Raw genomic sequence first — 24,969 nt, 5'->3', positions numbered from 1 at the left:
TCCTCCGGATCGAAAACTGAAACGTGTTCTAGTTTAGCCGACTGCCGCTGTGCAAGCCAAACGGCGCTGGTTTGCCTCTGCGCGGCTACGGCTACCTTATTCGGCATGGACGGCCGCGACCTCCTTGCGGACCGCTACGAACTGCGAGGCGTGCTCGGTCGCGGCGGGATGGCCGAGGTCCACGACGGGTGGGATACCCGGTTGCAGCGCCCGGTGGCGATCAAGCTGCTGTACCAGGCGTTCAACGCCGACGCCCACATGCGTCGCCGGTTCGAGGACGAGGCCCGCGCCGCCGCGGCGCTGAACCACCCCAACATCGTCGCGGTGCACGACTGTGGTGAGCACGACGGCACCCCGTTCATCGTGATGGAGCGCCTGCCCGGACGGACGCTGCACGACGACATCGCGCTGGGTCCGATGCCGCCGGAACGGGTCCGAGCGATGCTGGACGACGTGCTCGGCGCGCTCGGCTGCGCGCATGCCGCGGGCATCGTGCATCGCGACATCAAGCCCGGCAACGTACTGATCGCCCCGAACAGCGGCGCGATGAAGGTCGCCGACTTCGGTATCGCCAAGACAGCGGGCGCCGCCCTCACGGCGACCGGTCAACTCGTCGGAACGATGGCCTACATGAGCCCGGAGCGGGTCGCAGGTGCGCCGGCGTCGGCGGCCGACGACCTGTACGCGGTCGGCGTGATGGGCTACGAGGCGCTCACCGGGCAGCGGCCGTTCCCTCAGGAGAACCCGGCCGCGCTGCTGCATGCCATCCTCGACACGCCGCCTCCGCCGATCAGCGCGATACGCCCGGACCTCGACCCGGCGCTGGCCGCGACGATCGACCGGGCCATGGCCCGCGACGTGAGCCAGCGGTTCGGCAGCGCGGAGCACATGCGCGCCGCGCTGACGGGTTCTCCCTCCGCGCTGCTTCTGGGACCGGCGCCGGCGTCCGCCTCGCGACCGGCGACCAAGGTGCTCGCCCAACCAATCGCGCCGTCCGCCAACTACTACGTCGCTCCGGCGCCGCGTCGGCGCCCGCTGAGCCGCGAACGCAAGCTCTTGTTGGCGGCCGCCGGGTTCGTGGCCTTCGTCGTCGCCGGCTTGGCGCTCGCGCTGGACCCGTCATCGAGCACCCAACCGCCACAACCGATCAGCACCAGCACGCCGGTGCAACCCCCGCCTCCACCGCCCACGTCGATGCCGCCTCCACCGCCGACGTCCGCGTCACCGGTGTTCGAGAAACCCAAGGAAGACAAGAAAGGCGAGCAGGGGCGGGGCAACGGCAACAGGGGCAACGAAGGCGGCGGCAACGGCAAGGGCAACGGCAAGAAGGACGACTGACGGGTTCACGCCGCCCGGGCTACCGGCCCGGTTGTGAATCTGGCGACGGAATCCCGCCGAAAAGCGTCGCCAGATTCACACCGGAGCGCGCCCGCTTGAGTTTTCCCGGGCCGTTACGATCAGCCGCGTGAGTGACAACACCGAACCAGCCGTCCTGGTCGAACAGCGCGACCGCATCCTGATCATCACCATCAACCGGCCGCAGGCCCGCAACGCGGTGAACGCCGACGTCAGCCGTGGCCTCGCCGACGCCATGGACCGCCTCGACGGTGAGGCGGGCCTGTCCGTGGGCATCCTGACCGGCGCCGGCGGCTCGTTCAGCGCGGGCATGGACCTCAAGGCGTTCGCGCGCGGCGAGAACGTCGCCATCGAGGGTCGCGGCCTGGGCTTCACCGAGCGGCCGCCCGCCAAGCCGCTGATCGCAACCGTCGAGGGCTACTGCCTGGCCGGTGGCTGCGAGTTGGCGCTGGCCACCGACCTGATCGTGGCGTCGAAGGAGTCGGCGTTCGGCATTCCCGAGGTCAAGCGTGGCCTGGTGGCCGGCGGCGGCGGTCTGCTGCGACTGCCGCAGCGGATCCCTTATGGCCTCGCGATGGAACTCGCGCTGACCGGTGAGAGCCTGTCCGCCCAGCGCGCCCACGACCTCGGAATGGTCAACGTGCTCGCCGAGCCCGGTCAGGCGCTCGAGGCGGCGATCGCCTTCGCGGAGAAGATCACCGCGAACGGACCGCTGGCGGTGGCGGCGACCAAGCGGATCATCGTCGAATCCCGCGACTGGAACTCCCAGGAGATGTGGAAGAAGCAGGTCGAGATCTTCGCGCCTGTCTTCATGTCGAACGATGCCAAGGAAGGCGCCATCGCGTTCGCCGAGAAGCGGGCGCCGAAGTGGACGGGCACCTGACGGGTTTCTCCGGCCGCCGCCCGGGGCAACCGGGTAGACGTGGAAACGTTGACCCGGGCGCGGCACGCGCAGAAGCGCATCTTCAGAGCACAGCGGCGACTGTGGTTGTTGCAGGCCGCGCTGTGGCCGACAGTGGCCCTCGCCGGTATCGGCGCCGTTGCGGCGCTGGTCATGCGGTACCGCGGACGCGCCGACGGACCGGCGAGCGCCGTTCCATCGCCAACCGACGGCCTTCCCCACCTCTAAGGAGACAGCGCATGGCGCACGACCTGCCGATTGCCGACTACGACCAGCTGCCGATCACCGAGCTGCGGCACCGCATCCGGGGGCTCGACGAACCGGCGCTGCGCGCGGTGTTCGAGCACGAGACCGAGCACGGCAACCGGATTCCGGTGCTCGAGGTGCTGCACGCGCGGCTCAACGAGTTGACCCACGGCGCGGAGCCGTCTCCGGGGGATCCGGCCAACGCACCCGGGGTCAGCGCCACGCCGGGCGGTTCGCCGGTGCAGGAGTCGACGGCCGCGGAGGCCAACACCCCGCTGCGGCACGGCGTCGCGAATCAGACGCCGGCGCGCGGCAAGCCCTGAGGTCTTCACCGTCGGCCTTGCCCGGTGTTGACCTGAACCGCCGTTGAGGTCGCAGGATTGTCTGCATGACATCTTCGCCGGCGGGCCTGGACGTGGGCCTCGACATCGCGGCCTACCTCGGCCGCATCGGATACACCGGATCGACGCAGCCGACGCTGGATACGCTGCGCGGCCTGATCGCCGCGCACAACCGGTCGATTCCCTTCGAGAACCTCGACCCCCTGCTCGGCATTCCGGTCGCCGACCTCAGCGTGGGTCCGCTCGCCGACAAACTCGTGGCCCGCCGACGCGGCGGGTACTGCTACGAGCAGAACGGGCTCATGGGATACGTGCTGGCCGAGCTTGGCTACGGCGTGCAACGGCTTGCGGGCCGGGTGGTGTGGATGAATCAGTCCGACGCACTGCCGGCGCAGACCCACGAGGCGCTCTCGGTACGTGTTCCCGGAGACGACGAACCGTGGTTGGTCGACGTCGGCTTCGGCGGGCAGACCCTTTCATCGCCGATCCGGCTGGAAGCCGGACCCGTGCAGACCACCCGCCATGAGCCCTACCGGTTGCGTAACCACGTCGACGGTTACCTGCTGGAAGCCGAGATCCGTGGCGCGCGGCAGCCGCTGTACACGTTCGACACCCGACCGCAGCCTCAGATCGATCTCGAAGTCGGAAGCTGGTACGTGTCAACGCATCCCGAGTCGGGCTTCGTCACCGGCCTGTCGGCAGCGCTGATCACCGACGACGCCCGGTGGAACCTGCGGGGACGCAACCTGGCAATCCACAGCGGCGGGAGCACCGAACGAGTTCGGTTCGACACCGCCGCCGACGTCCTCACCACGCTCACCGACCGTTTCGGAATCGATCTGCACGACCTCGGCGAGCACCGCGACGTCGAGGCACGCATCCACGAAGTCCTCGACCGCTAGAACGCAGCGGGAAACGGAGCAAAAATTGTCATGTCTTTCCGCGCGCGGCGCGACCATACTCGGTGAGCGTGGGCCAGCCATCACACCGTGACCGCTTGCGCGAACTGCTCGACGCGGTCGTCGACGCCGACAACAGCGGGGTGGGGGAGATGGCCCGCAGCAGCCACGCCTCGGAATTCCACTTCTCACGGGAGGTTCGCCGGCTGACCGGCGAATCGCCCGCCGCGATGCGGCGCCGGATCATGCTCGAGCGCGCTGCCTGGCGCCTGCAGCGCGGTGAGCGAGTGGCCGCCGTCGCGGCCGACGAAGGATGGTCGTCGGCCGAGGTGTTCTCACGAGCCTTCCGGCGCACCTTCGGCGTGCCGCCGTCCAAGGCGGCCGACGTGGCGTTCCGGGTCAGCGCGCCCAACGGCCTGCACTTCCATCCACCGCATTCGCTGTGGCTGGACAACGCCGGTGACACGAAGGAGCCCGACATCTCCCAACTGATGGTCGCGCACGACATCGCCGACACCGCCTACCTCATCGACCAGGCCACCAATCTGACGGAACACCAGTGGACAGAAGAGATCTCGCCGCGTCAGGTGATCCTGGACTGGGACGGTTCCGAACCCAGCGTCGGCGCTGTGCTCGGCGCCATCGTTTGGACGAAGCAGGTTTGGCTGGCCACGATCGCGGGCCACGATTTTCCGGACCGGGCGGTGACCCGGCCCGAATCTACTTCGCCCGAGCAATTGGCCGGGCACCACGCCGACATCGGGAAGCGCTGGAGTGCAATGGTTTCCGAGTATGCGGCCGACGGTCGGATGGGCGACACCGTCATCGATGCGTTGTGTGATCCGCCCGAATCGTTTCAGCTGTGCGGCATCGTCGCGCATGTCCTCGAATACGCAGCCCTCAGACGCGGGCTGGCCCGCTCCATGCTGGGCCGCCACGGCATCGATACCCACCGCGGTGACCCGTTGGAATGGATGCGGGGCAACTGATTTGGCGACCGTCTACTACACCGCGTCCAGTATGGACGGCTACATCGTCGACGACCGCGACAGCCTGGACTGGCTGACCTCCCGTGACATCGATTCGAGCGGGCCATTCAACTACGACGAGTTCATCGCCACGATCGGCGCCGTGGTGATGGGCTCGACAACCTACGAATGGATCGTGCGCAACCATCCGGGCGACTGGATGTACGAGCAGCCCTCCTGGGTACTGACACAACGACCGCACATCGTCGAGGGCGGGCACCCGGTACGGACCTTCGCCGGCGACGTCGCCGAACTACACCCCGAATTGGTCGACGCCGCAGCGGGTAAGGATGTCTGGGTCGTCGGGGGAGGTGAAACAGCCGGGCAGTTCGTGTCGGCGGGCCTGATCGACGAGATGATCGTCAGCTACGCACCCTGTTCGCTCGGCGCGGGCTCACCGGTGCTGCCGGTGCGTTCGGAATGGGTTCTGGTCGAGGCGGCGGTCAACAGGGAGTTCGTCTGCGCCCGGTGGAAGACGGCCTACCCCCGGTCGGGAACACCATAGCGACGGATGAATTCCCTTGACCTGATGAGGAATTCGATTTGCTCTGCGACGTCGCGCAGCGGGTCCACCGTGCGGGTGGATCGGCACAGCACCACCGCCCCCTCCAGCGCGGCGATGCACGTGATCGCGAGTGAGGACGCCTGCGCCTGGTCGAAACCGTCGGCGACGAACGCGCGCGTCAGCGCATCGCGCCAGTGGCCGAAAATGCTTCCGGCGACGGTCGTCAGCCGGGGTTCGTCGTCGGCGGACCCGATCGCCGCCGCCACCACCGGACAGCCCGCGGCGAAATCGCTTTCCACGAGCAGTTCTTTCCAGAACACCACGAACTTGCGGACCAGATACATGCCGCCCTTGGCCGCGGCTTCGTCGATGACCTCGGTGATCTCCTCACCGGCGTATTGAAGGGCCTCGGTCAGGATCTGGTTGCGGCCCGCCGGAAAGTGGTAGTAGACCGACCCGCGCGGTGCGCCGCTGCGGGCCAGCACCTCGTCGATGGTGACCCCGGCAGCACCGCGTTCCCGCAGCACCTCGGCCGCGGTGATCAACATCTTGGTGCGCGTCGAAACCCGGTTGTTGGTTTTGGTCGTGGCGGATGTCAGAACAACCTCCAGGGAAGTGGTCAGGCTGCGGGTGTGCGACGCATCAGCGCCGAACGCCAACCGTGGGCGCGTGGGCTGAACCGGAGGATCGGCCGACGGCGGTCATGCGCGTGATGCGTGAAGCGGTAACCGGCGAAGTTGACCTCAATGACCCACATCGGGCGCCTCCCTGTCTATGACAATCAGCATAAAAGCAGGAACACACCGAGGCAATGGATGTATTCCGCATCACATGTGCGCGGTGGGTACGCAGGTAGCCGACCGGCGGCCGGACGCCATCTGCACGTCGAACCGGCCGATTATGGACTAGGCCATAATCCCGTCGTGCCCCGGATTCTCCGCGCGAAGTGCAGGTCAGGGCATGACCGGACGGCTACGCTCGGGCTCGACGCGGAGAGGGAAAGGCGCTCGTCATGAGCCACTACAGAAGCAACGTGCGCGATCTGGAGTTCAATCTCTTCGAGGTGCTGGACCTCGACAAGGCGCTGGCGACCGGCGAGTTCGGCGACCTCGACGGCGAGTCGGTGCGGCAGATGCTCGACGAGGCGGCCCGCCTGGCCGAGGGTCCGGTCGCCGAGTCCTTCGCCGAATGTGACCGGCATCCGCCGACGTTCGACCCGGCCACCCACGAGGTGACCCTGCCCGAAGCGTTCAAGAAGTCGTTTCAGGCCTGGCATCAGGGCGAGTGGTTCCGTGTCGGCATGGCCGAGGAGATCGGCGGAGTACCGGCCCCGGCAGTCGTGGAGTGGGCGATCAACGAGTTGCCGTTGGGCGCCCAACCGGCGGTGTTCATGTACCACGCCGGATCGACGATGGCCGACATCCTCAACGACATCGGCAACGAGGATCAGCGCCACTGGGCCGCGTTGATGGTCGAGCGCAACTGGGCCGCGACGATGGTGCTCACCGAGCCCGACGCCGGATCCGACGTCGGCGCCGCCCGCACCAAGGCCGCCCAACAGCCCGACGGCACATGGCATCTCGACGGGGTGAAGCGGTTCATCACCAACGGCGACACCGACGACCTGTTCGAGAACATCTTCCATCTGGTGTTGGCCCGGCCCGAAGGCGCGGGGCCGGGCACCAAGGGGCTGAGCTTGTTCTTGGTGCCGAAGTACCACTTCGACCCCGAGAGCGGTGAAATCGGCGAACGCAACGGAGTCTTCGTCACCGGTCTCGAGCACAAGATGGGGCTGAAGGTGTCGGCGACCTGCGAGCTGACCTTCGGCCAACACGGCGTGCCCGCGGTGGGGTGGCTGGTCAACGACACCCACAACGGTATCGCCCAGATGTTCAAAGTGATCGAGTACGCCCGAATGATGGTGGGCACCAAGGCGATCGCCACGCTGTCGACCGGCTACCTCAACGCGCTGGATTACGCAAAGACCCGGGTGCAGGGCGCCGACATGACCCAGATGACGGACAAGAACGCGCCCCGGGTGACGATCATGCACCACCCCGATGTGCGCCGTGCACTGCTGACGCAGAAGTCCTATGCCGAGGGGCTACGTGCCCTCTACCTCTACACAGCAGCCCATCAGGACAGCGTCGTCGCGCAGATCGTCTCCGGTGCCGACGGCGAGATGGCCGACCGGGTCAACGATCTGCTGCTGCCGATCGTCAAAGGCGTTGGCTCCGAGCGCGCGTACCAGTGTCTGACCGAATCGCTGCAGACGCTGGGCGGTTCGGGGTTCCTTCAGGACTATCCGATCGAGCAGTACATCCGCGACGCCAAGATCGACTCGCTCTACGAGGGCACCACCGCAATCCAGGCGCAGGACTTCTTCTTTCGTAAGATCGCCCGCGACCAAGGCGCGGCGCTCACGCACGTGGCCGATCAGATCCAGCGGTTCATCGCCAGCGAAACCGCGCGTCCCGAACTCGCGGATGGTCGCGCCCTGCTGGCCACCGCACTGCAGGACGTGCAGACCATGACGGCAACGCTGACCGGATACCTGATCTCCGCGCAGGAGAACCCGCGCGAGTTGTACCGCGTCGGCCTGGAGTCGGTGCCGTTCCTGCTCGCGGTCGGCGACCTGTTCATCGGCTGGCTGCTGTTGCGCCAGGCCGAGATCGCGCTGGCGGCCATGGACGGCGATGTCTCCGACAGCGACCGCGCGTTCTACACCGGCAAGGTCGCCGCCGCGAATTTCTTCGCCGAGAACATGTTGCCGCCGTTGCGCGCCCGGCGCGGCATCGTCGAGAAGGTCGGCCTCGAGGTGATGGACCTACCCGAAGGGGCCTTCTGACCAACTTCGGCGAGCTGGGCCCACGACGAAGTCAGAGGAACGCGCTAAGAGGCCTCAGTCCTCGGGGGTGTAGCCGAACGGCAGCAGCACGCTCTTGTGCTCGACATAGGCCTCGATGCCCTCGGGCCCGTTCTCGCGGCCGATACCGGAGTTCTTGTAGCCGCCGAACGGCGCGCCCGGATCGAACGCGTACATGTTGACCGCGTACGTGCCGGTGCGGATCTTCGAGGCGACCTCGAGGGCCTTCTTGTTGTCGGTGGTCCACACGCTGCCGGCCAGCCCGTAGACCGAGTCGTTGGCGATGCGGATCGCGTCTTCTTCGGTCTCGTAGGGAATCACCGCGAGTACCGGACCGAAGATCTCCTCCTGGGCGATCGTCATCGCGTTGTCGACGTCGGCGAACACCGTCGGCTGCACGAACCAGCCGCTGTCCAGCCCGTCGGGACGCCCGCCGCCGGTGACCAGCCGTGCGCCCTCGTCGACGCCCTTCTTGATGTAGCTCTCGACGCGTTCGCGCTGCTTCTCGCTGATCAGCGGGCCGATCGCGGCGTTCGGGTCGTCGGGCAGTCCGACCGGCATCGCCGAGATGAAGTTGGCGATCTTCTCGACCACCTCGTCGTAACGCGACCGCGGCGCGAGGATGCGGGTCTGCGCGACGCAGGCCTGGCCGCTGTTCATCACGCCGGAGAAGCCGAGCATCGGCAGCGTGGAGTCGAGGTCGGCGTCTTCGAGGATGATGGCCGCCGACTTGCCGCCCAGCTCCAGTGTGCAGGGCTTGAGCCGATCGGCGGCGATCTTGGCGACCTCCTTGCCGACCGCCGAGCTGCCGGTGAACGTGTACTTGTCGATTTCGGGGTTGGCGGTCAACGCGCGGCCGGTCTCGGCGGCGCCGGGCACGATCGACAGCACGCCCTCGGGCAGGCCGGCCTCGGCGAACATCTCGGCCATCGCGAACACCGACAGCGGCGTCTCGGCGGCGGGCTTGAGCACGACGGTGCAGCCGGCGAGCAGCGCGGGCCCGAGCTTGTTGGCCGCCAGGAAGAACGGCACGTTCCAGGCGGTGATGGCCCCGACGACACCGATCGGCTCCCGCACGACCAGCGTCTGGCCGTAGATGCCGTCGCGGATCTCTTTCCAGGCGAACTTGTCCGCGGCGCCCGCGTAGTACTGGAATGCCGACATCGCGGCGCCGTACTGCATCATGTCGACGATCGTCTGCGGCTGGCCGGTCTCGGCGGCCAGCAGGAACTTCAGCTCGTCGCCGCGCTCCTCCATCAGCTTGGTGGCGGCGCCGATCACGGCCGCGCGCTCCTGCGGCGACATCTGCGGCCACGGGCCCTCGTCGAACGCCTTGCGGGCGGCTGTGCAAGCGGCGTCGACGTCGGCCTCCTCGGCCAGCGGCACCTTGCCGACGAGCTCGCCGGTCGCCGGCGAATGCACCTCGATGACCTCAGGCGACGACGGCTCGACCCACTTACCGCCGATGAACAGCTTGTCCCACTCGGTCCGAAACGCGGTGCTCTGTGTCATGCCCGTCACACTACCTACGAACCGGCGAAAGTAGAACCTGTTCCAGTCGGCGGCCTCAAGACCAGCACCAGATTGCTCACCAGGAACTCTCTGAGCACCGGGACGTTCGTCAGCGACCACGCCCATCGCGGGTGGTAGCGGGGGAAAGCGGCGACCAGGGATCCGGTGCTCGCCGCCCACTGCAGCCCGTCGCGCGCATGCACAGCGAACAGTGACGAGCCGTAGTTGTTCTTCGCCGGATGGCCATGCTTGCGGGCGTATCTGCGCGCCGCGCGGGCGCCGCCGAGGTAGTGCCACAGGCCGGTCTCGTGGCCGCCGAACGGGCCCAGCCACACCGTGTACGACAGCACCACCAGCCCGCCGGGCCTGGTCACCCGAAGCATCTCGCGCCCCATCCGCCATGGCTGTGGCACGTGCTCGGCGACATTCGACGACAGGCAGATGTCGACGCTGGCGTCGGCGAACGGCAACGCCATCCCGGATGCCCGCACGTACGTGGCGGCCGTCGTCGTCGCGGGACCACCGTGCATCTCCGCCGGATCGGGTTCCACGCCGATATACCGAAGCCCCCTGCCGCTGAACGATTCCGAGTAGTAGCCCGGTCCGCCGCCGACGTCGAGCACGGTCCGGCCGGCCGGTGATGAGCCGTTCACGCCATGCCACAAGTCGGCGACCATCGTGGCGGTGTCCTCGGCGAGCGCGCCGTAGAACCGGGCCGGGTCACGCTGCTCGAAGCGGAATTCGCTCAGCAGGCGCAGCGACCGCGACAGCGTCGCGCGGCGAGCGAACAGGTCGGTGACCACAGCGCGACCCTACGCAGCCATTAGGCTGGGGCGGATGTCTGACCGCCCCCTCCGATCGGTGTTGCTGCTGTGCTGGCGCGACACCGGCCACCCGCAGGGCGGCGGCAGCGAGGCCTACCTGCAGCGCATCGGCGCCCAGTTGGTCGCTTCGGGTGTGGAGGTCACCCTGCGCACCGCCCGCTATCCGGGGGCACCGCGCCGCGAGGTCGTCGACGGGGTACGGGTCAGCCGTGGCGGCGGGCGCTACACCGTCTACATCTGGGCGGGGTTGGCGATGGTGTTGGCCCGCATCGGGCTCGGGCCGTTGCGGCGCGTGCGGCCCGACGTGGTGATCGACACGCAGAACGGCATCCCGTTCATGGCCCGGCTCGCCTACGGGCGTCGAGCCGCTGTGCTCGTGCACCACTGCCACCGCGAGCAGTGGCCGGTCGCAGGCGCGGTCATCGGCCGGATCGGCTGGTTTGTCGAGTCGAAGCTGTCGCCGCGGGCGCACCGGCGCAATCAGTATGTGACCGTGTCGCTGCCGTCGGCGCGAGACCTGGCGGCGTTGGGCGTGCGGCCCGGTCAGATCGCGGTGGTGCGCAACGGGCTCGACGAGGCGCCGGCGTCGACGTTGACCGTGGCGCGCGCGTCGACACCGCGGGTCGCGGTGTTGTCGCGGTTGGTGCCGCACAAGCAGATTGAGGACGCGCTCGAAGCCGTCGCGGCGCTGCGGCGCCGCATTCCGGATCTGACGCTCGACGTCGTCGGCGGCGGTTGGTGGGAGCAGCGGCTCGTCGAGCACGCCGCGCTGCTCGGCATCTCCGACGCGGTGACGTTCCACGGGCACGTCGATGACGAGACGAAACATCGTGTGCTGCAGCAGTCCTGGGTGCATGTGTTGCCGTCGCGGAAAGAGGGTTGGGCGCTGGCGGTCATCGAGGCGGGGCAGCACTCGGTGCCCACGGTCGGCTACCGGGCCTCCGGCGGCCTGACCGATTCGATCGTCGACGGGGTGACCGGTCTGTTGGTCGACGACTTCGACGAATTGGTCGACGGCCTGGGTGAGCTGCTGTCGGATCGGGTGCTGCGCGAGCAACTCGGAGCCAAGGCACATGTGCGCTGCGGTGAGTTCTCCTGGCAGCAGAGCGCGACGGCCATGCGCGCCGTGCTGGAGTCGGTGCACCGCGGGCAGTACCTCAGCGGCGTCGTCTAGGCAGAGGCGGCGTGTCGATCTCGCACCTCAGGCGCGGCGCACCGCCGATACGACGGTCCAGGGTGACGACGGTCGCGTCCAGCGTCTCGGCTAGTGCGACATATGCCGCGTCGTAGCTGGACAGATTCTCCCGGAGTTCCCAGATTCGATCGGCAAGCAAGTCGTAGGGCCAATACTCGATCGCCAGGTCGAGAAGGTCGGTATGCGCTTGTGCGGCTTGGTCGGGCGTGATCGTTCCGGCGAGTTCTTGTCGTCGCATGACGTTGGCACACTCGAACGGCAGAAGTGTCGGGGCGTAGAGATCTCCCTCGCTGATCTTGGCGGTCGCCCATCGACCGTCGTCGCCGGAGTCCAGTAGAGCGGCCAGGATCGTGGAGGCATCGCAGACGACGCGCAATCTCAACGCTTATCCGCATCTTTGTCGGCGAGGATCGTCGCCGCGTCGAGTCGGCTTCCGGTTGTCGCAACGCGCGCTCGTGCCCGGGCGAGAGTGTCCTGCACTGTCGGTTTGGCGGCGGTTTCGACAAGCATTCCGCGCAGGTATTCCTGAAGCGACTTTCCGGCCCTGGCCGCCCGGACAGCCAACTCGTCGCGCACGTCGTCGGGGATGTCACGGATGGTGATGGCAACCATCCCTGCAGTTTAGCTGTATTGCTGCTAATCTGCAGGCAGATCGCTTGGAGCTCATTTTCCGTAGTACGGCCCGCGGTGCAAGCGATATCGCCTGCGACTTCAACGGCCCCGACGGCCTCGAACTGCCGTGACGACTGCGGCGCCCCCACCGACCAGAAGAATCGCCAGCCACGCCAGGTGCGCGGCCAGCACGACGCCGCGCCCGTCCGCCCCCGGCGACGAGCCACCGATCCGGTACAGCGTGAGCTCATCATCGGTATACGCCACGGGCAACGGCAAATGCTCTGCGGCGCCGCTGGATTCGACGACGACCCACCCGACGCCGGCATCGGCCAACGCGTCGCGGTCGGCGCTTTCGACGAGGATCTCCTGCACCTCGCGCGCGCGTTGCCCCTCCCCGTAGACGATCCGGTCGCCGATCTGGAGGTCGCCGGTGCTCAGCACCTCGGCGCGAACCCACCGCGGCAACGGGTCGAGTACGGGCGCGTCACCCGCCCAGTCGAATCGGCGCATGCTGTCCACCCCCAGCACGGCCACTGGGCGCGGGTCGGCGTTGATCATCTCGGCGACCGTCGCCCACCCCGGCGGATACTGCACCGACGCAACCTTGCCGCCCGCGCCCCACGCCAGATCCGGCAGTGTCGCGATGAGCGCCGCGCAACAGACCATTGCCGTCGCCGCCGCGGGCAGCCAGCGTCGCGTCGTGAGCACCGCGGCCGCTCCGGCCAGCGCGTACCCGGGCACCGCCAACGCCACCCATTTCTGCCCGTCCCGTATCACTCCGAGGCCGGGCAGCGCGCGGATCGCCGCCTCGACGAGGGCGAGTCCGGGCCCGGTGGCCATCAGCGCAGGCACCACCAGGGCGACGGCGGCCAGCACCAGCAGCGGTACCGCGGCCCGCCGGCGCAGCACCACCGGCAGACCCAACGTCACGACACCGAGCAACACCGCGGTGCCTACGACGGCGAAAAGCGGTGTGCGCGAAGCGGGTACCGCTTCTGCGTTCCAGATACCGCCCAGCCCGGCCAGGCTGATCAGAGTCCCGAGCCCGGGTTCGGCCCGCGCCGCGAACGCAGCGACCCCGTCGGCCTGCGACGACTCCAACGACCGCGCCACCATCGCCGCGACCAGCCAGGGCAGCGCCGCGACGACCGCCACGCCCATCCCGAAAATCGCGCACCGCCACCGCGGCCACCCGTCGCCGGGCGCGAAAGCGCAGACCAGCGCGACGGTCGCCGCCAGCATCAGCCCGGTCGGAGTCAGCCCGGCCAGCGCGATCCAGAACACCAGACCTGCCGCCACCGACCACGACGGCCGAGTCCGTATCGCCAGCATCGCGGCGGCCACCCACGGCAGGCATCCGTAGCCGACGAGAAGGCTCCAGTGGCCTTGCAGAAGGCGTTCGGCGACATAGGGGTTCCACACGGCGATCGTCGTCGCCACGCACTGACCGGCCACCCCGGATTCGGGTACCACCGCTGCGGCCAGCCGGGCCGCGCCCCAGCCCGCCAACCACAACCCGGCGATCAGCAGCGATTTGACCACCACTCCGCCGTCGACGACCGACGACGCGACCGCCACGAAAAAGTCCTGCGGCAGCGCACGCGGTGCCGCCTCGGACAACCCCAGTGCGGCGTCGGACACGTACGAACGCGGCGTCGACACCGCGTCACGCAACAGCAGGTACCCCGGTGCGAGCAGGGGCGCCGTCACGGCGAGGACGAGCACCAGCGCATAGGCCGGAGGGAGGGCGGGCGGCACGAAGCGAGCCACCAGCGACTGCGCCCGCAACGGCGCGGTCAGACGCGTGATCAGACCGGTCTGTCCGGGGGCAGGTCGGGCGGTCTGGACGTCGGAATCTTCTCGGTCTTGGCTTCCGCGCCGGGCACCTTGATGCCCTGGGTGTCGAAGAACCCGTGGTCGGCCTCGTCAAGCCCCGGATCGATCAGCGCTGACTCCGCGCGCAGGCTGAACGAGCCGAGCAGCGCGCCGCCGACCAGTAGCACCAGGCCCATCGCGGTGAACGTGATCGGCAGGATGCGGCCCCACAGCGCGACCCGGTCGCGCTCGTCGCTGGCGCTGGCGACCTGGGATTCGACGGTCTCCTCGTTGTACGAGACCTTGTAGTCGACGAACGTCACCTCGGGCTTGAGCGGCTCGCGGGCGTAGTAGTGGTAGCCGTGCTCGTCCTTCTTGACGATGGTCCCGGACACCGGATCGACCCAGAAGGTGCGTTGCGCGGCGTAGTACCGCGACATCGTGATCGGCTCGTCGGGCTCACCGGGCACTCCCCACATCGCCGCGCGCGCGGTTACCTCGCTGTCGGCGTCGTCTTCGTAGAGCGAGGCGTACTTCACCGGCTCGACCAGCTTGCCGTCCGCGTCGTAGCCGACGTTCTGGCTGAACCGGTAGGTGGTCATGCCGTTGACGTCTTCCTCGCCGTCGTAATTGGCGTCGAACGCCTTCTGCGCGATCGGGTCGAACACGGAATAGGTCTTCTTCTCCGTGTCGAACGGGAACCGGTAGGCCAGCCCCTCGTGCGGCAGCGCGATGTTCGTCGGCGGCTTGTCGTCGTCGATGGCGCGCGGCTTCTGCACCGCGCCGCCCGGATTGCTCTCGCTGGACACCGCTTCGGCGGTGCTGCGGTCGACGGTCACGGTGTCGACCATCGCCAGCAGCAGGCCGGTGTCCTGTTGTTTGTCGGTTCGGCGCAGTGAGCTGCCGACCTGAAGGGTCACCACGTCGGCGTTCGACGGGGACTCCACCGAGATCTGCTCCTGCATCGCCATCGGCACGTCGCGGTCGATGACGAACTTGGCCGAGTTGAGCGATGCCGGGTCGAACGCGGTCCCGGTGCCCTCGCTGATCAGCGTGGCATCGAGGTCCAGCGGAATCTTGGCGATCTTGCTGTGGGTGTAGGTGGACAGCAACAGCGCGGCGATCAGCAGGGCGGCACCCAGCCCCAAGATCCCGCACGCCGCAATACGCAGCGCCACTGCGCGGTTCAAACCGTGCCTCCCATATCCCGCTCCTCGCGTCCGCGGCTTCGTCGTCCCGTGGTACGCCCGCAAAAACCCGTTTGACCCTAACAGCACAATTTAAGGTCGTCGTTTAGTCCGAGCGCATCCACCCGCGGCCCCCGGACTACCCGTATTCAGCGTGTTTCGATCCTCCCGGCACACTGATTGCCGTGGGCAGCATCGGAAACGTGGCGGAAGTCGGCGGCACTCGCGGCTTCCTGCCTGCCGTCGAAGGCATGCGGGCCTGCGCGGCGGTCGGGGTCGTCGTTACCCACGTGGCCTTTCAGACCGGCCACACCGGCGGGATCACCGGCCGGCTGTTCGGCCGCTTCGACCTCGCGGTCGCGGTGTTCTTCGCGCTGTCGGGCTTCCTGCTGTGGCGTGGGCATGCCGCGGCCGCGCGGGGGTTGCGGCCGACCCCGTCGACCGGCCACTACCTGCGCTCGCGGATCGTCCGCATCATGCCCGGCTACCTGGTCGCGGTGGTGGTGATCCTGTCGCTGCTGCCCGATGCGAAAGCCGACCTGACCGTGTGGCTGGCCAACCTCACCCTGACCCAGATCTACGTGCCGCTCACCTTGACCGCGGGGCTGACGCAGATGTGGAGCCTGTCGGTCGAGGTGGCGTTCTACCTCGCGCTACCGCTGCTCGCGCTGCTGGTGCGACGGGTCCCGGTGCGTGCGCGGATACCCGTTATCGCGGTCGCGGCGGTCGCCAGCCTGGGGTGGGCGGTGCTGCCCATCGCCACCTCCGCCGGTGTCAACCACCTGAACTGGCCGCCAGCCTTTTTCTCCTGGTTCGCCGCGGGCATGCTGCTTGCCGAGTTGACGGTGGAACCGGTCGGATGGCCGCACCGGTTGGCCCGGCGGCGGGTGCTGATGGCGGTCATCGCGGCGGCCGCCTTCCTGGTCGCGGCGTCCCCGATCGCGGGTCCCGAGGGACTCACCCCGGGCACGGTCAGCCAGTTCGTCGTCAAGATCGCGATGGGCGCGGTGGTCGCCGCCGCGCTGGTGGCCCCGCTGGTGCTCGACCGCCCCGACACCTCGCACCGACTACTCGGCAACACGACGATGGTGACGTTGGGCCGGTGGTCCTACGGGCTGTTCATCTGGCACCTCGCCGCGCTGGCGATGGTGTTCCCGGTGATCGGCGAGTTCGCGTTCAGCGGGCACATGCCGGTGGTGCTGGTGCTGACGGTGGTGTTCGGCTTCGCGATCGCCGCGGTCAGTTACGCGCTGGTGGAGTCGCCGTGCCGGACGGCATTGCGGCGATGGGAGTTTCGTCACGAACGCCCGATACCGCCGCTGGACTCGGCGGTCAGCGGCGTGCCTGAGCCCGTCGCGAGATGACCTCGTCGCGCACCGCGGAGCGTCGCGCCTTGCCCGCGTCGTCGCGCAACGGCGCATCGGTGAACTCGACCGTGCGCGGCACCTTGTGGCGCTCGAGGCGCTCCGAGAGGAATGCGATGACGGTCGCCTCGTCGAGATCACCGTCGGCCTGCACGAGCGCGTGCGGGACCTGGCCGAGATCCGAATCCGGCACGCCGACGACCAGACACGACAGCACCGCCGGGTGTTCGGCCAGCGCCGACTCGATCTCGGCGGGGTAGACATTGCGGCCGCCGACGGTGAACATGTCGACGCGACGGTCGTTGAGGTACAGGAAGCCGTCCTCGTCGAAATAGCCCAGATCGCCCAGTGAGTCCCAGCCGTCGCGGGACTTCGCGGTCGCGCCGACGTAGCGGTAGGTCGGCGCGCTGCCCGGCGACGGGCGCATGTAGATCTCGCCTGCGACTCGCGGCGGGCACTCGTTGCCGTCGTCGTCGAGCACCTTCATCTCCCCGGCGACAACGACGCCGACCGAACCCGGGTGCGTCAGCCACTGGTCCCCGGAGATGAACGTCAACGCCTGTAACTCGGTGCCGCCGTACAGTTCCCACACTGTGTCCGGACCCAGGATGTCGATCCACGCCTGCTTGACGGCCGGCGGGCAGACCGCGGCCACATGCCAGAACCGCCGGATGGAGGACAGGTCGTAGGCGTCGGGGTCGGCCCGGTAGACCGGCAGCAACCGCTGCATGATCGTCGGCACCGTCGTCAGGAATGTCACCCGGTGTTCGGTCACCAGACGCAGGAACTCGTGCGGTTCGAACCGCGGCATCAGCACCAGATGATGGCCCTGCACCAGGCCGATCGCGAACGTGGTGAACCCGGTGTTGTGGCTCAGCGGCACCGACAGCAGGTTGACGTCACCCTCCTGTGCGCCGAGCGGGTACCCGGCGGCCGGCGGAAACCGGCCGTCGCCACCGGATTCGATCAGCTTCGGCTTGCCGGTGCTCCCGCCGGAGGCCATCGCCTTGAAGATGGGCGACACCGCCTCCGGCAGCGGTGCGTCCGACAGCCCCGGATCGGGTGCGTAACCGGTTGGCACGCTTGGTGTTCGACCGGTCGGGTCGTCGCGGCCGACCACCAGGGCCCGCGGCTTGAGCTCGAGCAACCCGGCGAGTTCGGCGTCGGGCAGCCGCGGTGAGAGCGGCTGCGGAACGGCGCCGAGCTTCCACGTCGCGAGCACCGCCTGGACGAATTCGATCGAGTTCGCCAGCACCACGGTGACGTAATCACCCTGTCGCACACCGAGTTCGGCGTAGGCGCGGGCCAGCCTGTTGGTCGACTCGTCGAGTTCACCGCGTGTGACCGTGACACCCTCGCACGTCGCCGCCGGTGCGTCGGGGGCGGCGGCCGCCAGCCGCGACACCTGCGTCCCGATCGGCGGGATCGGTCCGGTCATCTCAGTAGCCGCCCCGTGTCTCGAAGATTCGGCGCGGGTTGTCGACGAGCATCGTCGTCAGCTGCTCGTCGGTGACGCCACGATCCTTGAGCGCGGGAATGACGTCGTTGTGGATGTGCAGATAGTGCCAGTTCGGCATGGTCGCCGGCACAAGCGCTTCCGGTAACCAGTCGATGAAACACGATGCGTCGTGGGACAACACCATCTTGTCGGCGTGCCCGCGCTCGCACATCTTTGCGACGGTGTCGACCCGGTCTTCGAAGCCGAGGAACACGTCCACGCCGAACCGGTCCATGCCGATGTAGGAGCCGTTGCCGATGAGCTCTTCCAGATAGTCGAGATCGGTGGTGTCACCCGAATGCCCGATCACCACGCGCGAGAGGTCGATGCCTTCCTCGATGAAGATGCGCTGCTGATCCAGGCCCCGCTTCGTCGCGGCGTGGGTGTGCGTCGAGATCGGCACGCCGGTCTCCCTGTGGGCCTGCGCGACCGCCCGCAGCACCCGCTCGACACCCGGAGTCACACCCGGTTCATCGGTCGCGCACTTGAGGATTGCCGCCTTGATTCCGGTGCCGGCGATGCCGGTGGTGATGTCGCGGACGAACATGTCGACCATCGGTTCACCGAGCGGGGTGTCCGGACCGCTGAAGTGAAAGAACATCGGCACGTCGTTGTAGGTGTACACGCCGGTCGCCACGATGATGTTGATGTCGGTCTGCGCGGCGATGCGTTCGATGCGCGGGATGTAGCGGCCCATTCCGATCACCGTGAGGTCGACAATGCTGTCGACGCCGCGCGACTTCAGCTCGTTGAGGCGGACGACGGCGTCGGCCTCGCGTTTGCCCTCGTCGCCCCAGACTTCGGGATAGTTGGCCGAGATGTCGGGGGACTGGATGAAGACGTGCTCGTGCATGAGCGTGACGCCCAGCTCCCCGGTGTCGATCGCCCCGCCGGCGGTGTTCAGTTGCGGCACGCGGCCGATGCTACGAGATAGCGATCGGTCAATCGGGTACTTGAGAACTGTTCATACAGAAAGGCCACAACCGCATGGCGGCATCGTCCTCTGTCCGCGCCGCGCCGTCGGCGTGGGCGCCGCTGTCCTCACCGATCTACCGTGCGCTGTGGATCGCGCAGTTCGTGTCGAACCTCGGTACCTGGATGCAGACGGTCGGCGCGCAGTGGATGCTGGTCGCCGATCCCGGCGCGGCGGTGCTGGTGCCGCTGGTGCAGACGGCGACGGCGTTGCCGGTGATGCTGCTGGCCCTACCCTCCGGTGTGCTGGCCGACCTCGTCGACCGGCGGCGGCTGCTGATCGCCACCCAGGCGGCGATGGCGGCCGGCGTCTCGCTGCTGGCGGCGTTGACGGGCGTCGGCCTGGCGACCCCGGCGGTGTTGCTGATCCTGCTGTTCCTGATCGGCTGCGGTCAGGCGCTGACCGCGCCGGCGTGGCAGGCGATCCAGCCCGAACTCGTTCCCCGCGAACAGATCCCGGCCGCTGCGGCATTGACGAGCTTGGCCATGAACGGCGCCCGGGCGATCGGGCCGGCGATCGCGGGCGCGCTGGTGTCGCTGTCGGGGCCCACGCTGGTTTTCGCGCTGAACGCGGTCTCGTTCGTCGGCATCGTCGCGGCGCTGGTGGTCTGGCGCCGCCCGGCCGCGGAACGGCTGCTGCCGACCGAGAGGCCGTTGTCGGCGCTGAGCGCGGGCGGGCGGTTCATCCGGAGCTCGCCGGTGGTGCGGCGCATTCTGTTGCGCGCGCTGTTGTTCATCGCGCCGGCCAGCGCACTGTGGGGATTGCTCGCCGTCATCGCCAGTCGGCAACTGAACCTGTCGTCGGCGGGATACGGCGTGCTGTTGGGTGCGCTGGGGGTCGGAGCGGTGTGCGGCGCGACGTTGTTGTCGCGGCTGCAGACGGCGTTCGGGCGCAACGCGCTTCTCACCGGCGGCGCCGTCGGTTTCGCGATCGCCACCGTGGTGCTGGCTCTGGTGCCGGTGTTGGCGGTGGTCGTCGTCGCGATGCTGCTCGGGGGGTTGTGTTGGCTGCTCACCTTGTCGACTCTGAATGCGTCGATGCAGCTGAGCCTTCCGGCCTGGGTGCGGGCACGCGGGCTGTCGGTCTACCAGTTGGTGTTCATGGGCGGGCAGGCGATCGGCTCGCTGGTGTGGGGCCTGGTGGCCGGCGCCACGAGCAGTGTGACGGCGCTGCTGATCAGTGCGGGGCTGCTGGCCGCCTGCGCGGTGTCGCTGCTGTGGTGGCCGCTGCACCGGGGCACCGGCAATCTGGACGTGGAACCGTCAGCGCACTGGCCGGAGCCGGCGCTGGTGTTCGAACCCGCGCCGCCCGACGGACCGGTCGTGGTGCTGAAGACCTATCGCGTCGCGACGGAGGACGAGGCGGCGTTCGTCGCGGCGATGGCCAGGGTGAAGCGCTCGCGGCAGCGCACCGGTGCCGTGCAGTGGCGGCTGTTCCGCAGCGGTGAGTCGGCCAACACGTTCGTCGAGGCGTTCGTCGTGCGGTCGTGGGACGAGCATCTGCACCAGCACATGACCCGTCAGACCCGGCAGGACCTGCTCGTCGAGCAGGCGGTCGACAAGTTCGTCATCGGCCAGCCCACGCTCGAGCACCTGATCGCCGTCAACTGACCGGCCTGCGTGTGCTCATCGGCACGGTGGAGGCGGCGACGGCGGCGACCGACACCAGCGCCAGCAGCTGCACCCCCCACGAATGCCCGACGTAGCCGTCGACCGATCGCCACGGGTTCTGGCTCAGTACCGCGCCGGCCAGAATCAGGCCAACGGCCGATAGGCCGACAGTAGTTGCCTCGCAGAGCTTTTCGCGGTCGCGAAGTAGGCGGCGAACGCCCAGCGCGCAACCGACCACCACAACACCGGCCAACCCGGAGATCGCCGCGCCGACAGCGAGCGTGGCGGCGGCCACCGCGATCGCGTGCGGACGCCACACCGGCACGGGGTCAAGGGGCGGTTGGCGCCTGCGCGCCGGAAGGAACGCCAGCAGGGCGAGCACCGGCAGCAGCGCCAACCCGCCGATCAGGCCGACGCGGTAGGACCCGTTGGACGGGAAGGTCAGCGTGACCGGACCCGACGTTCCCGGCGGCAGCACCCAACCCTGCTGCCAGCCGTTCACCGTGATCGGCGTCAATGCGCGCCCGCCGCCGTCGTGTGCGACCCACCCGGGGTTGATGCTCTCGGGCACGACCAGCACCCGCGACGCCGGAGACGGCGCGACGCTCACCTCACGGTGGTCTGGGCTCCATACGCCGGTCTGCGCGGGTGTGGTTGGCGCCGGGCGTATTTCGCGGGCCAGGGGTCCGGACAACTGCGCGCCGTCGACGATGAACGCGGTACCGGGGCTGACCACCAGCTCCTGCTGGCCCGCGGGCAGCAGGATCGGTTCGCTCCGGCACGGTTGCGCGGCGACGGGAGCACCGTCGAGCAGGGCGCCGACGGTCGTGGTGAGCGAGGTCTGGATGAACTGGCCGGCGATACCGATGACCGGTCCACGCCCGCAGGGGAGCTCGATTGTGCGGTCCCGGTTGCGCGCCGCGTCGGCAGCGGCGATGGGTGCGCCCCGCGTGTCCAGCGCCGTCACCTCGGCCAGCCCCGGCGGTTTGAGTTGGTCGAAGCCGAGCGCCGTGCGGTCGATGACGTCGTCCCACTCGAGGATGGACACCGTGACGGTGTCGGTGACCCGCGGCTTGAGCTTCAGGGTCTGCGCGCCCGCGTCCCCGGCCACCCGACGGATCTGCGGACCGTCACCGAGGTCGACGGCCAGCAGAGTCGGATGTGCCGGCAGCTCAACCGAACTCGGGGTCACCCGCAGTCCGGCGACCTCGCTGCGTCGCGGCAACTTGAGCGTCAGCGTCGGTGGCGTCCGGTGCTGCACGACGCGTTGTGGCGCGGTCCACGCGGTGCCCGGATCGCCGTCGGCCGCGGCGTAGGCCGAGCCCAGAATGTCGATCGGATCGGCGTCGCCCAGCGCGCGGGCGGCGCCCGCCGCCGCGACCAGGTCCGCCAGCTTGGGCCCCTGGCGGGCCCGCACCCACACCGTCGGCGTCACCGCGATCGACGACGGCACACTCAGCGTCCGGCTGAGGTTCACCGGCTCCTCGGGCGACAGCGCCATCGCGGCCGCGCACCTGGTACCCGTTGGGCTTTGCGCGCAGCCCGTTCGGCCGAGCAACTCCGAACCCAGATCCCATTGCGCCACAGCCGAACCCGGCGGAGGCCCGGGAACCGCGACGGTGTGGCGCAGGCTGACGGGATGGGCGAAGCCGTTCGCGTCGTACTGGGTGACGGCGATGTCGGTGAGCCCGAATTGCACACCCGGCGATCCGTCGTCGGTGGCGACCGCGGTGATCCGCACCCACGGTGACTCCCCGTAGGGCAGCGCCGTGGTCAACGGTTTACCGGCCTCGTCGAAACGCAGGGTGCTGGTGCCGTTGACGGTCGAGATCTCGATGCGGCGGATCTGCGCGCCGACCGCGGTGGCGCTGGGCGTGACGGTGATCGTCGCGTTGGTCACCGGATGATCGAAGTCGACCTGCAGCCACTGCCCGATCGCCGACTGCAACGCGTTGGACACCCAACTCGTCGACGGGTCGGCGTCGATCGCCGCGGCCGGGCCCGCCGCGGGCGTCACGTTGGGCAGCGCGGTCGAATCGGCCGCCGAACTCGACACCGAGACCCGGCCGCCGTTCCACTGCCCGTAGACGAGATCGGTGCCGGGAGAGGGATAGTCGATGACCCGGTTGTGGGTATGCCGGGCATCGTCGGGAGCGCGGATCGCCGAGGAGTGGTGGTCGACGCGGCCGTAGTCGGTCTCGCGCGCGACCGGGGTGTCGGTGACGGTGACGAGCGGGGCGGGCACGCCCGCGCGTTCGGCGTCGGCCGTCAACAGCATGGGGCCCAGCGGCGGCTGACCGAGGAGTCGTCGGCGTTCGTCGAGTCGGAGCAGGGCCTCGGGCGCACCGTCCACGCGCGCCATGCGCTCGGTGTCGACAAGGTACGGCGTCACCGGCGTTTCGGCGTGCACCCGGTAGATCTCGACGGCGGGGTAGCGGGGGCGCAGGCCGCTGTCGGTGACGAATCCGGCCAGGGTGCCGCCCCCGACCGGATCGCCGAACTCGGCGACCTTCTCCAGGCCGGGCGAGCCGTCGACGGCCCGGTGCACCAGCAGCGGCCGCGCCGACCGCGACGCCTCCGGGTCGAGGTCGTTGCGCACGACCACATACGAAATACCCTGGCGGGCAAGGGTGTCGGCCAGCCCGGCGGATGGCCGTCCCGCCGCGAACAGACGCTGCACGGAGTCCAGCGCTCGGATGGTCTGCGGCGGGGTCAGCGGGATCGAGTCGCGCACGCCCCACGGGCTGTCGCCGAGCACCTGCAGCGGTTCGTCGTGGCTGTTGCCCCACACCTGCGTGGCGAACGGCGCGCCGGGCGCAACGAGGACGCGGCCCTCGGTGTTGTGTTCGTCGAGCCAGTCGGCGGTGTCGTGCCAGTACTGCGGGATGGCGTCGAAAGCGCCTGGCGGAGTGAGGCGTCCGGACCACGCAAGCGAGGTTCCGGCGGCCAGCGCGACCAGCACGACGATTCCGACGGCGACCCGCTTGTCGCGTTCGGGGTGAGCCAGCGCGCTCGTCCACTCCGAGCGCGGCGCGCTGCCCGGCAGCGGGATCCGGCCGAGCAGGTGCGCCAACCCCAGGGCCAGCGGCAGGCGCAGCAGCGGTTCGAGCTTGTGCAGATTGCGCAGCGGTGTTCCCGACGCGTCGAGGAATGCCTGAACCTCGAGCGCCACCGGCGATCCCAGTCCACCGGAGTAACCGAGCGCCAGCAGCGTGACACCGGTCAGCAGGATGGTGATCAGCCGACCGCGGGCCGGCATCGTGCGCATGGCGAGTCCGGCCAGGCCGGCGGCGGCGACCAGGGTGGTGGCGAGCACGGCGACCGAACCGGTCACCAGCGACGCGCCGGCGGTCGCGTTCGGTGCGACGAACGGTGTCCAGGCGTCGGTGCCGCGCAGCATCTCGGTCAGCGACATCCAGCGAGTGGTGACACCGGAGGATTCGATGAAGTCGAGGAACGGCGGGCTGATCCGGCCCAGCAGCACCAGCGCGATCACCCACCACAGCACCGCCAGCGCGATACCCACCGCCCACCAGGCGGTGAATCGCCACCACAGTCTGGTGGGGCGGTGACATGCCAACCAGATGGCCGCGCACAGGCAGCCGGTGAGGGTGGCCACCGCGTTGACCGCGCCCATCAAGGCGATCGCCACCGCCGACCTCGCGGCCAGCACCCGGATCCTTGCATCGCCCTGTCTGTTTCCTACCCCTCCGGGCCCACCCCGCAGGGCGAGGACCATCGGCAGCAGCACCCACGGCGCGAGCATCATCGGCAGCGTCTCCGAGGAGATCGCGCCGAGCGTGGTCAGCACCCGCGGTGACAGCGCATAGGCGACCGCAGCGATCACCCGTGACGTCGGACTGCCGATGTTCAACGCTTCGGCCACCCGCAGCACGCCCCAGAACCCGACGACCAGCAGCAGCGCCCACCACAGCCGCTGAGTCACCCATCCGGGCAGCCCGGCGACGTCACCGATCAGAAAGAACGCGCCATGCGGGAACAGATAGCCGTACGCCTGGTTCTGGGCCTGCCCGAACGGCAGTTCGCTGTTCCAGAGGTTGAACGCGCGCGTGAGAAACCGCAGCGGATTCGCGGTCAGGTCGAGCTTGGTGTCGGGCGAAATCTGGCCGGGTGACTGGGCGAATGTCAGGACCAGCGCCGCGGCAGCGGCCACCCACAGCCAACGCCGCGAGAGCGGGACGGTCTCAGCGGCGGAGGGCAGGAGCGACGCGAC

At 68.8% G+C, this 24,969-nt stretch carries 22 protein-coding genes; 11 read left to right on the top strand and 11 right to left on the bottom strand.

The annotated features are described in order from the left end of the window. Positions 1-105: 105 nt before the first annotated feature. From AU185_RS18420 to AU185_RS18390, 7 genes are all read left to right on the top strand, one after another. Positions 106-1,338 (top strand): protein kinase domain-containing protein, encoded by a 1,233-nt coding sequence (locus AU185_RS18420; protein ID WP_059156996.1) that lies wholly within the window; start codon positions 106-108, stop codon positions 1,336-1,338. Positions 1,339-1,456: 118 nt separating this feature from the next. Continuing rightward, positions 1,457-2,239: a crotonase/enoyl-CoA hydratase family protein gene (locus AU185_RS18415; protein ID WP_059098766.1), complete on the top strand. Its 783-nt coding sequence runs from the start codon at positions 1,457-1,459 to the stop codon at positions 2,237-2,239. Between the two features lie 39 nt (positions 2,240-2,278). Further along, on the top strand, positions 2,279-2,485 hold the full coding sequence (locus AU185_RS18410; RefSeq protein ID WP_059098765.1) for a hypothetical protein: 207 nt from the start codon (positions 2,279-2,281) through the stop codon (positions 2,483-2,485). Positions 2,486-2,496: 11 nt separating this feature from the next. After that, the gene (locus tag AU185_RS18405) at positions 2,497-2,826 is read left to right on the top strand and encodes a DUF8129 domain-containing protein (protein ID WP_059098764.1); all 330 of its coding nucleotides are present in this window, start codon (positions 2,497-2,499) and stop codon (positions 2,824-2,826) included. Between the two features lie 65 nt (positions 2,827-2,891). Then, positions 2,892-3,746, top strand: coding sequence for an arylamine N-acetyltransferase family protein (locus AU185_RS18400; protein WP_156425579.1), 855 nt, complete (start codon positions 2,892-2,894; stop codon positions 3,744-3,746). Between the two features lie 68 nt (positions 3,747-3,814). Continuing rightward, a complete protein-coding gene (locus AU185_RS18395) occupies positions 3,815-4,732 on the top strand; it encodes a helix-turn-helix domain-containing protein (RefSeq protein WP_059098813.1) in 918 nt (305 codons plus the stop codon). Position 4,733: 1 nt separating this feature from the next. After that, the gene (locus AU185_RS18390) at positions 4,734-5,276 is read left to right on the top strand and encodes a dihydrofolate reductase family protein (protein WP_059098763.1); all 543 of its coding nucleotides are present in this window, start codon (positions 4,734-4,736) and stop codon (positions 5,274-5,276) included. Here AU185_RS18390 and AU185_RS18385 read toward each other — a convergent pair. Both AU185_RS18385 and AU185_RS25380 read right to left on the bottom strand, forming a co-directional pair. Beyond that, positions 5,252-5,824: a TetR/AcrR family transcriptional regulator gene (locus AU185_RS18385; protein ID WP_059098812.1), complete on the bottom strand. Its 573-nt coding sequence runs from the start codon at positions 5,822-5,824 to the stop codon at positions 5,252-5,254. The genes AU185_RS18390 and AU185_RS18385 overlap by 25 nt on opposite strands. A 71-nt stretch (positions 5,825-5,895) precedes the next feature. Further along, positions 5,896-6,033, bottom strand: coding sequence for a hypothetical protein (locus AU185_RS25380; protein WP_172800164.1), 138 nt, complete (start codon positions 6,031-6,033; stop codon positions 5,896-5,898). Positions 6,034-6,288: 255 nt separating this feature from the next. Here AU185_RS25380 and AU185_RS18380 point away from each other — a divergent pair, with 255 nt between their 5' ends. Further along, on the top strand, positions 6,289-8,124 hold the full coding sequence (locus AU185_RS18380; protein WP_059098762.1) for an acyl-CoA dehydrogenase: 1,836 nt from the start codon (positions 6,289-6,291) through the stop codon (positions 8,122-8,124). A 54-nt stretch (positions 8,125-8,178) separates the two neighbouring features. On the opposite strand, the gene AU185_RS18375 is transcribed toward AU185_RS18380, so the two are convergent. Both AU185_RS18375 and AU185_RS18370 read right to left on the bottom strand, forming a co-directional pair. Beyond that, positions 8,179-9,654: an aldehyde dehydrogenase gene (locus AU185_RS18375; protein WP_059098761.1), complete on the bottom strand. Its 1,476-nt coding sequence runs from the start codon at positions 9,652-9,654 to the stop codon at positions 8,179-8,181. A 14-nt stretch (positions 9,655-9,668) separates the two neighbouring features. Further along, a complete protein-coding gene (locus AU185_RS18370; RefSeq protein ID WP_059098760.1) occupies positions 9,669-10,457 on the bottom strand; it encodes a class I SAM-dependent methyltransferase in 789 nt (262 codons plus the stop codon). Positions 10,458-10,491: 34 nt separating this feature from the next. Here AU185_RS18370 and AU185_RS18365 point away from each other — a divergent pair, with 34 nt between their 5' ends. Next, positions 10,492-11,652: a glycosyltransferase family 4 protein gene (locus tag AU185_RS18365; protein ID WP_059098759.1), complete on the top strand. Its 1,161-nt coding sequence runs from the start codon at positions 10,492-10,494 to the stop codon at positions 11,650-11,652. Here AU185_RS18365 and AU185_RS18360 read toward each other — a convergent pair. From AU185_RS18360 to pgfA, 4 genes are all read right to left on the bottom strand, one after another. Then, positions 11,636-12,055 (bottom strand): type II toxin-antitoxin system VapC family toxin, encoded by a 420-nt coding sequence (locus AU185_RS18360; protein ID WP_156425578.1) that lies wholly within the window; start codon positions 12,053-12,055, stop codon positions 11,636-11,638. The two genes, AU185_RS18365 and AU185_RS18360, sit on opposite strands and share 17 nt — an antisense overlap. After that, positions 12,052-12,285, bottom strand: coding sequence for a FitA-like ribbon-helix-helix domain-containing protein (locus AU185_RS18355; protein ID WP_059098757.1), 234 nt, complete (start codon positions 12,283-12,285; stop codon positions 12,052-12,054). The genes AU185_RS18360 and AU185_RS18355 overlap by 4 nt, the downstream gene beginning before the upstream one ends. Before the next feature lie 99 nt (positions 12,286-12,384). Continuing rightward, positions 12,385-14,061 (bottom strand): MmpA family trehalose lipid delivery protein, encoded by a 1,677-nt coding sequence (locus AU185_RS18350; protein WP_502687735.1) that lies wholly within the window; start codon positions 14,059-14,061, stop codon positions 12,385-12,387. A gap of 35 nt (positions 14,062-14,096) precedes the next feature. Continuing rightward, positions 14,097-15,293, bottom strand: a complete 1,197-nt coding sequence (pgfA, locus tag AU185_RS18345) for a cell envelope lipid trafficking protein PgfA (protein ID WP_059098756.1) — start codon at positions 15,291-15,293, stop codon at positions 14,097-14,099. 248 nt (positions 15,294-15,541) lie between these two features. Between pgfA and AU185_RS18340 the strand changes: the two genes are divergently transcribed. Continuing rightward, positions 15,542-16,654 (top strand): acyltransferase family protein, encoded by a 1,113-nt coding sequence (locus tag AU185_RS18340; RefSeq protein ID WP_156425594.1) that lies wholly within the window; start codon positions 15,542-15,544, stop codon positions 16,652-16,654. Here AU185_RS18340 and AU185_RS18335 read toward each other — a convergent pair. Continuing rightward, entirely contained in the window at positions 16,623-18,092 is a 1,470-nt protein-coding gene (locus AU185_RS18335; RefSeq protein ID WP_059098755.1) for an AMP-binding protein, read from the bottom strand. The two genes, AU185_RS18340 and AU185_RS18335, sit on opposite strands and share 32 nt — an antisense overlap. Position 18,093: 1 nt before the next feature. Continuing rightward, positions 18,094-19,065, bottom strand: coding sequence for a phosphotriesterase family protein (locus AU185_RS18330; protein WP_059098754.1), 972 nt, complete (start codon positions 19,063-19,065; stop codon positions 18,094-18,096). A gap of 74 nt (positions 19,066-19,139) precedes the next feature. Here AU185_RS18330 and AU185_RS18325 point away from each other — a divergent pair, with 74 nt between their 5' ends. Then, on the top strand, positions 19,140-20,735 hold the full coding sequence (locus AU185_RS18325) for an MFS transporter (RefSeq protein ID WP_059098753.1): 1,596 nt from the start codon (positions 19,140-19,142) through the stop codon (positions 20,733-20,735). Here AU185_RS18325 and AU185_RS18320 read toward each other — a convergent pair. After that, positions 20,728-24,957, bottom strand: coding sequence for a DUF3367 domain-containing protein (locus AU185_RS18320; RefSeq protein ID WP_216636419.1), 4,230 nt, complete (start codon positions 24,955-24,957; stop codon positions 20,728-20,730). The genes AU185_RS18325 and AU185_RS18320 overlap by 8 nt on opposite strands. Positions 24,958-24,969: the final 12 nt, after the last annotated feature.

This window comes from Mycobacterium sp. GA-0227b, from assembly GCF_001499855.1.
Classification (GTDB): Bacteria; Actinomycetota; Actinomycetes; order Mycobacteriales; family Mycobacteriaceae; genus Mycobacterium.
This window is presented reverse-complemented; position numbering and strand designations above follow the sequence as displayed.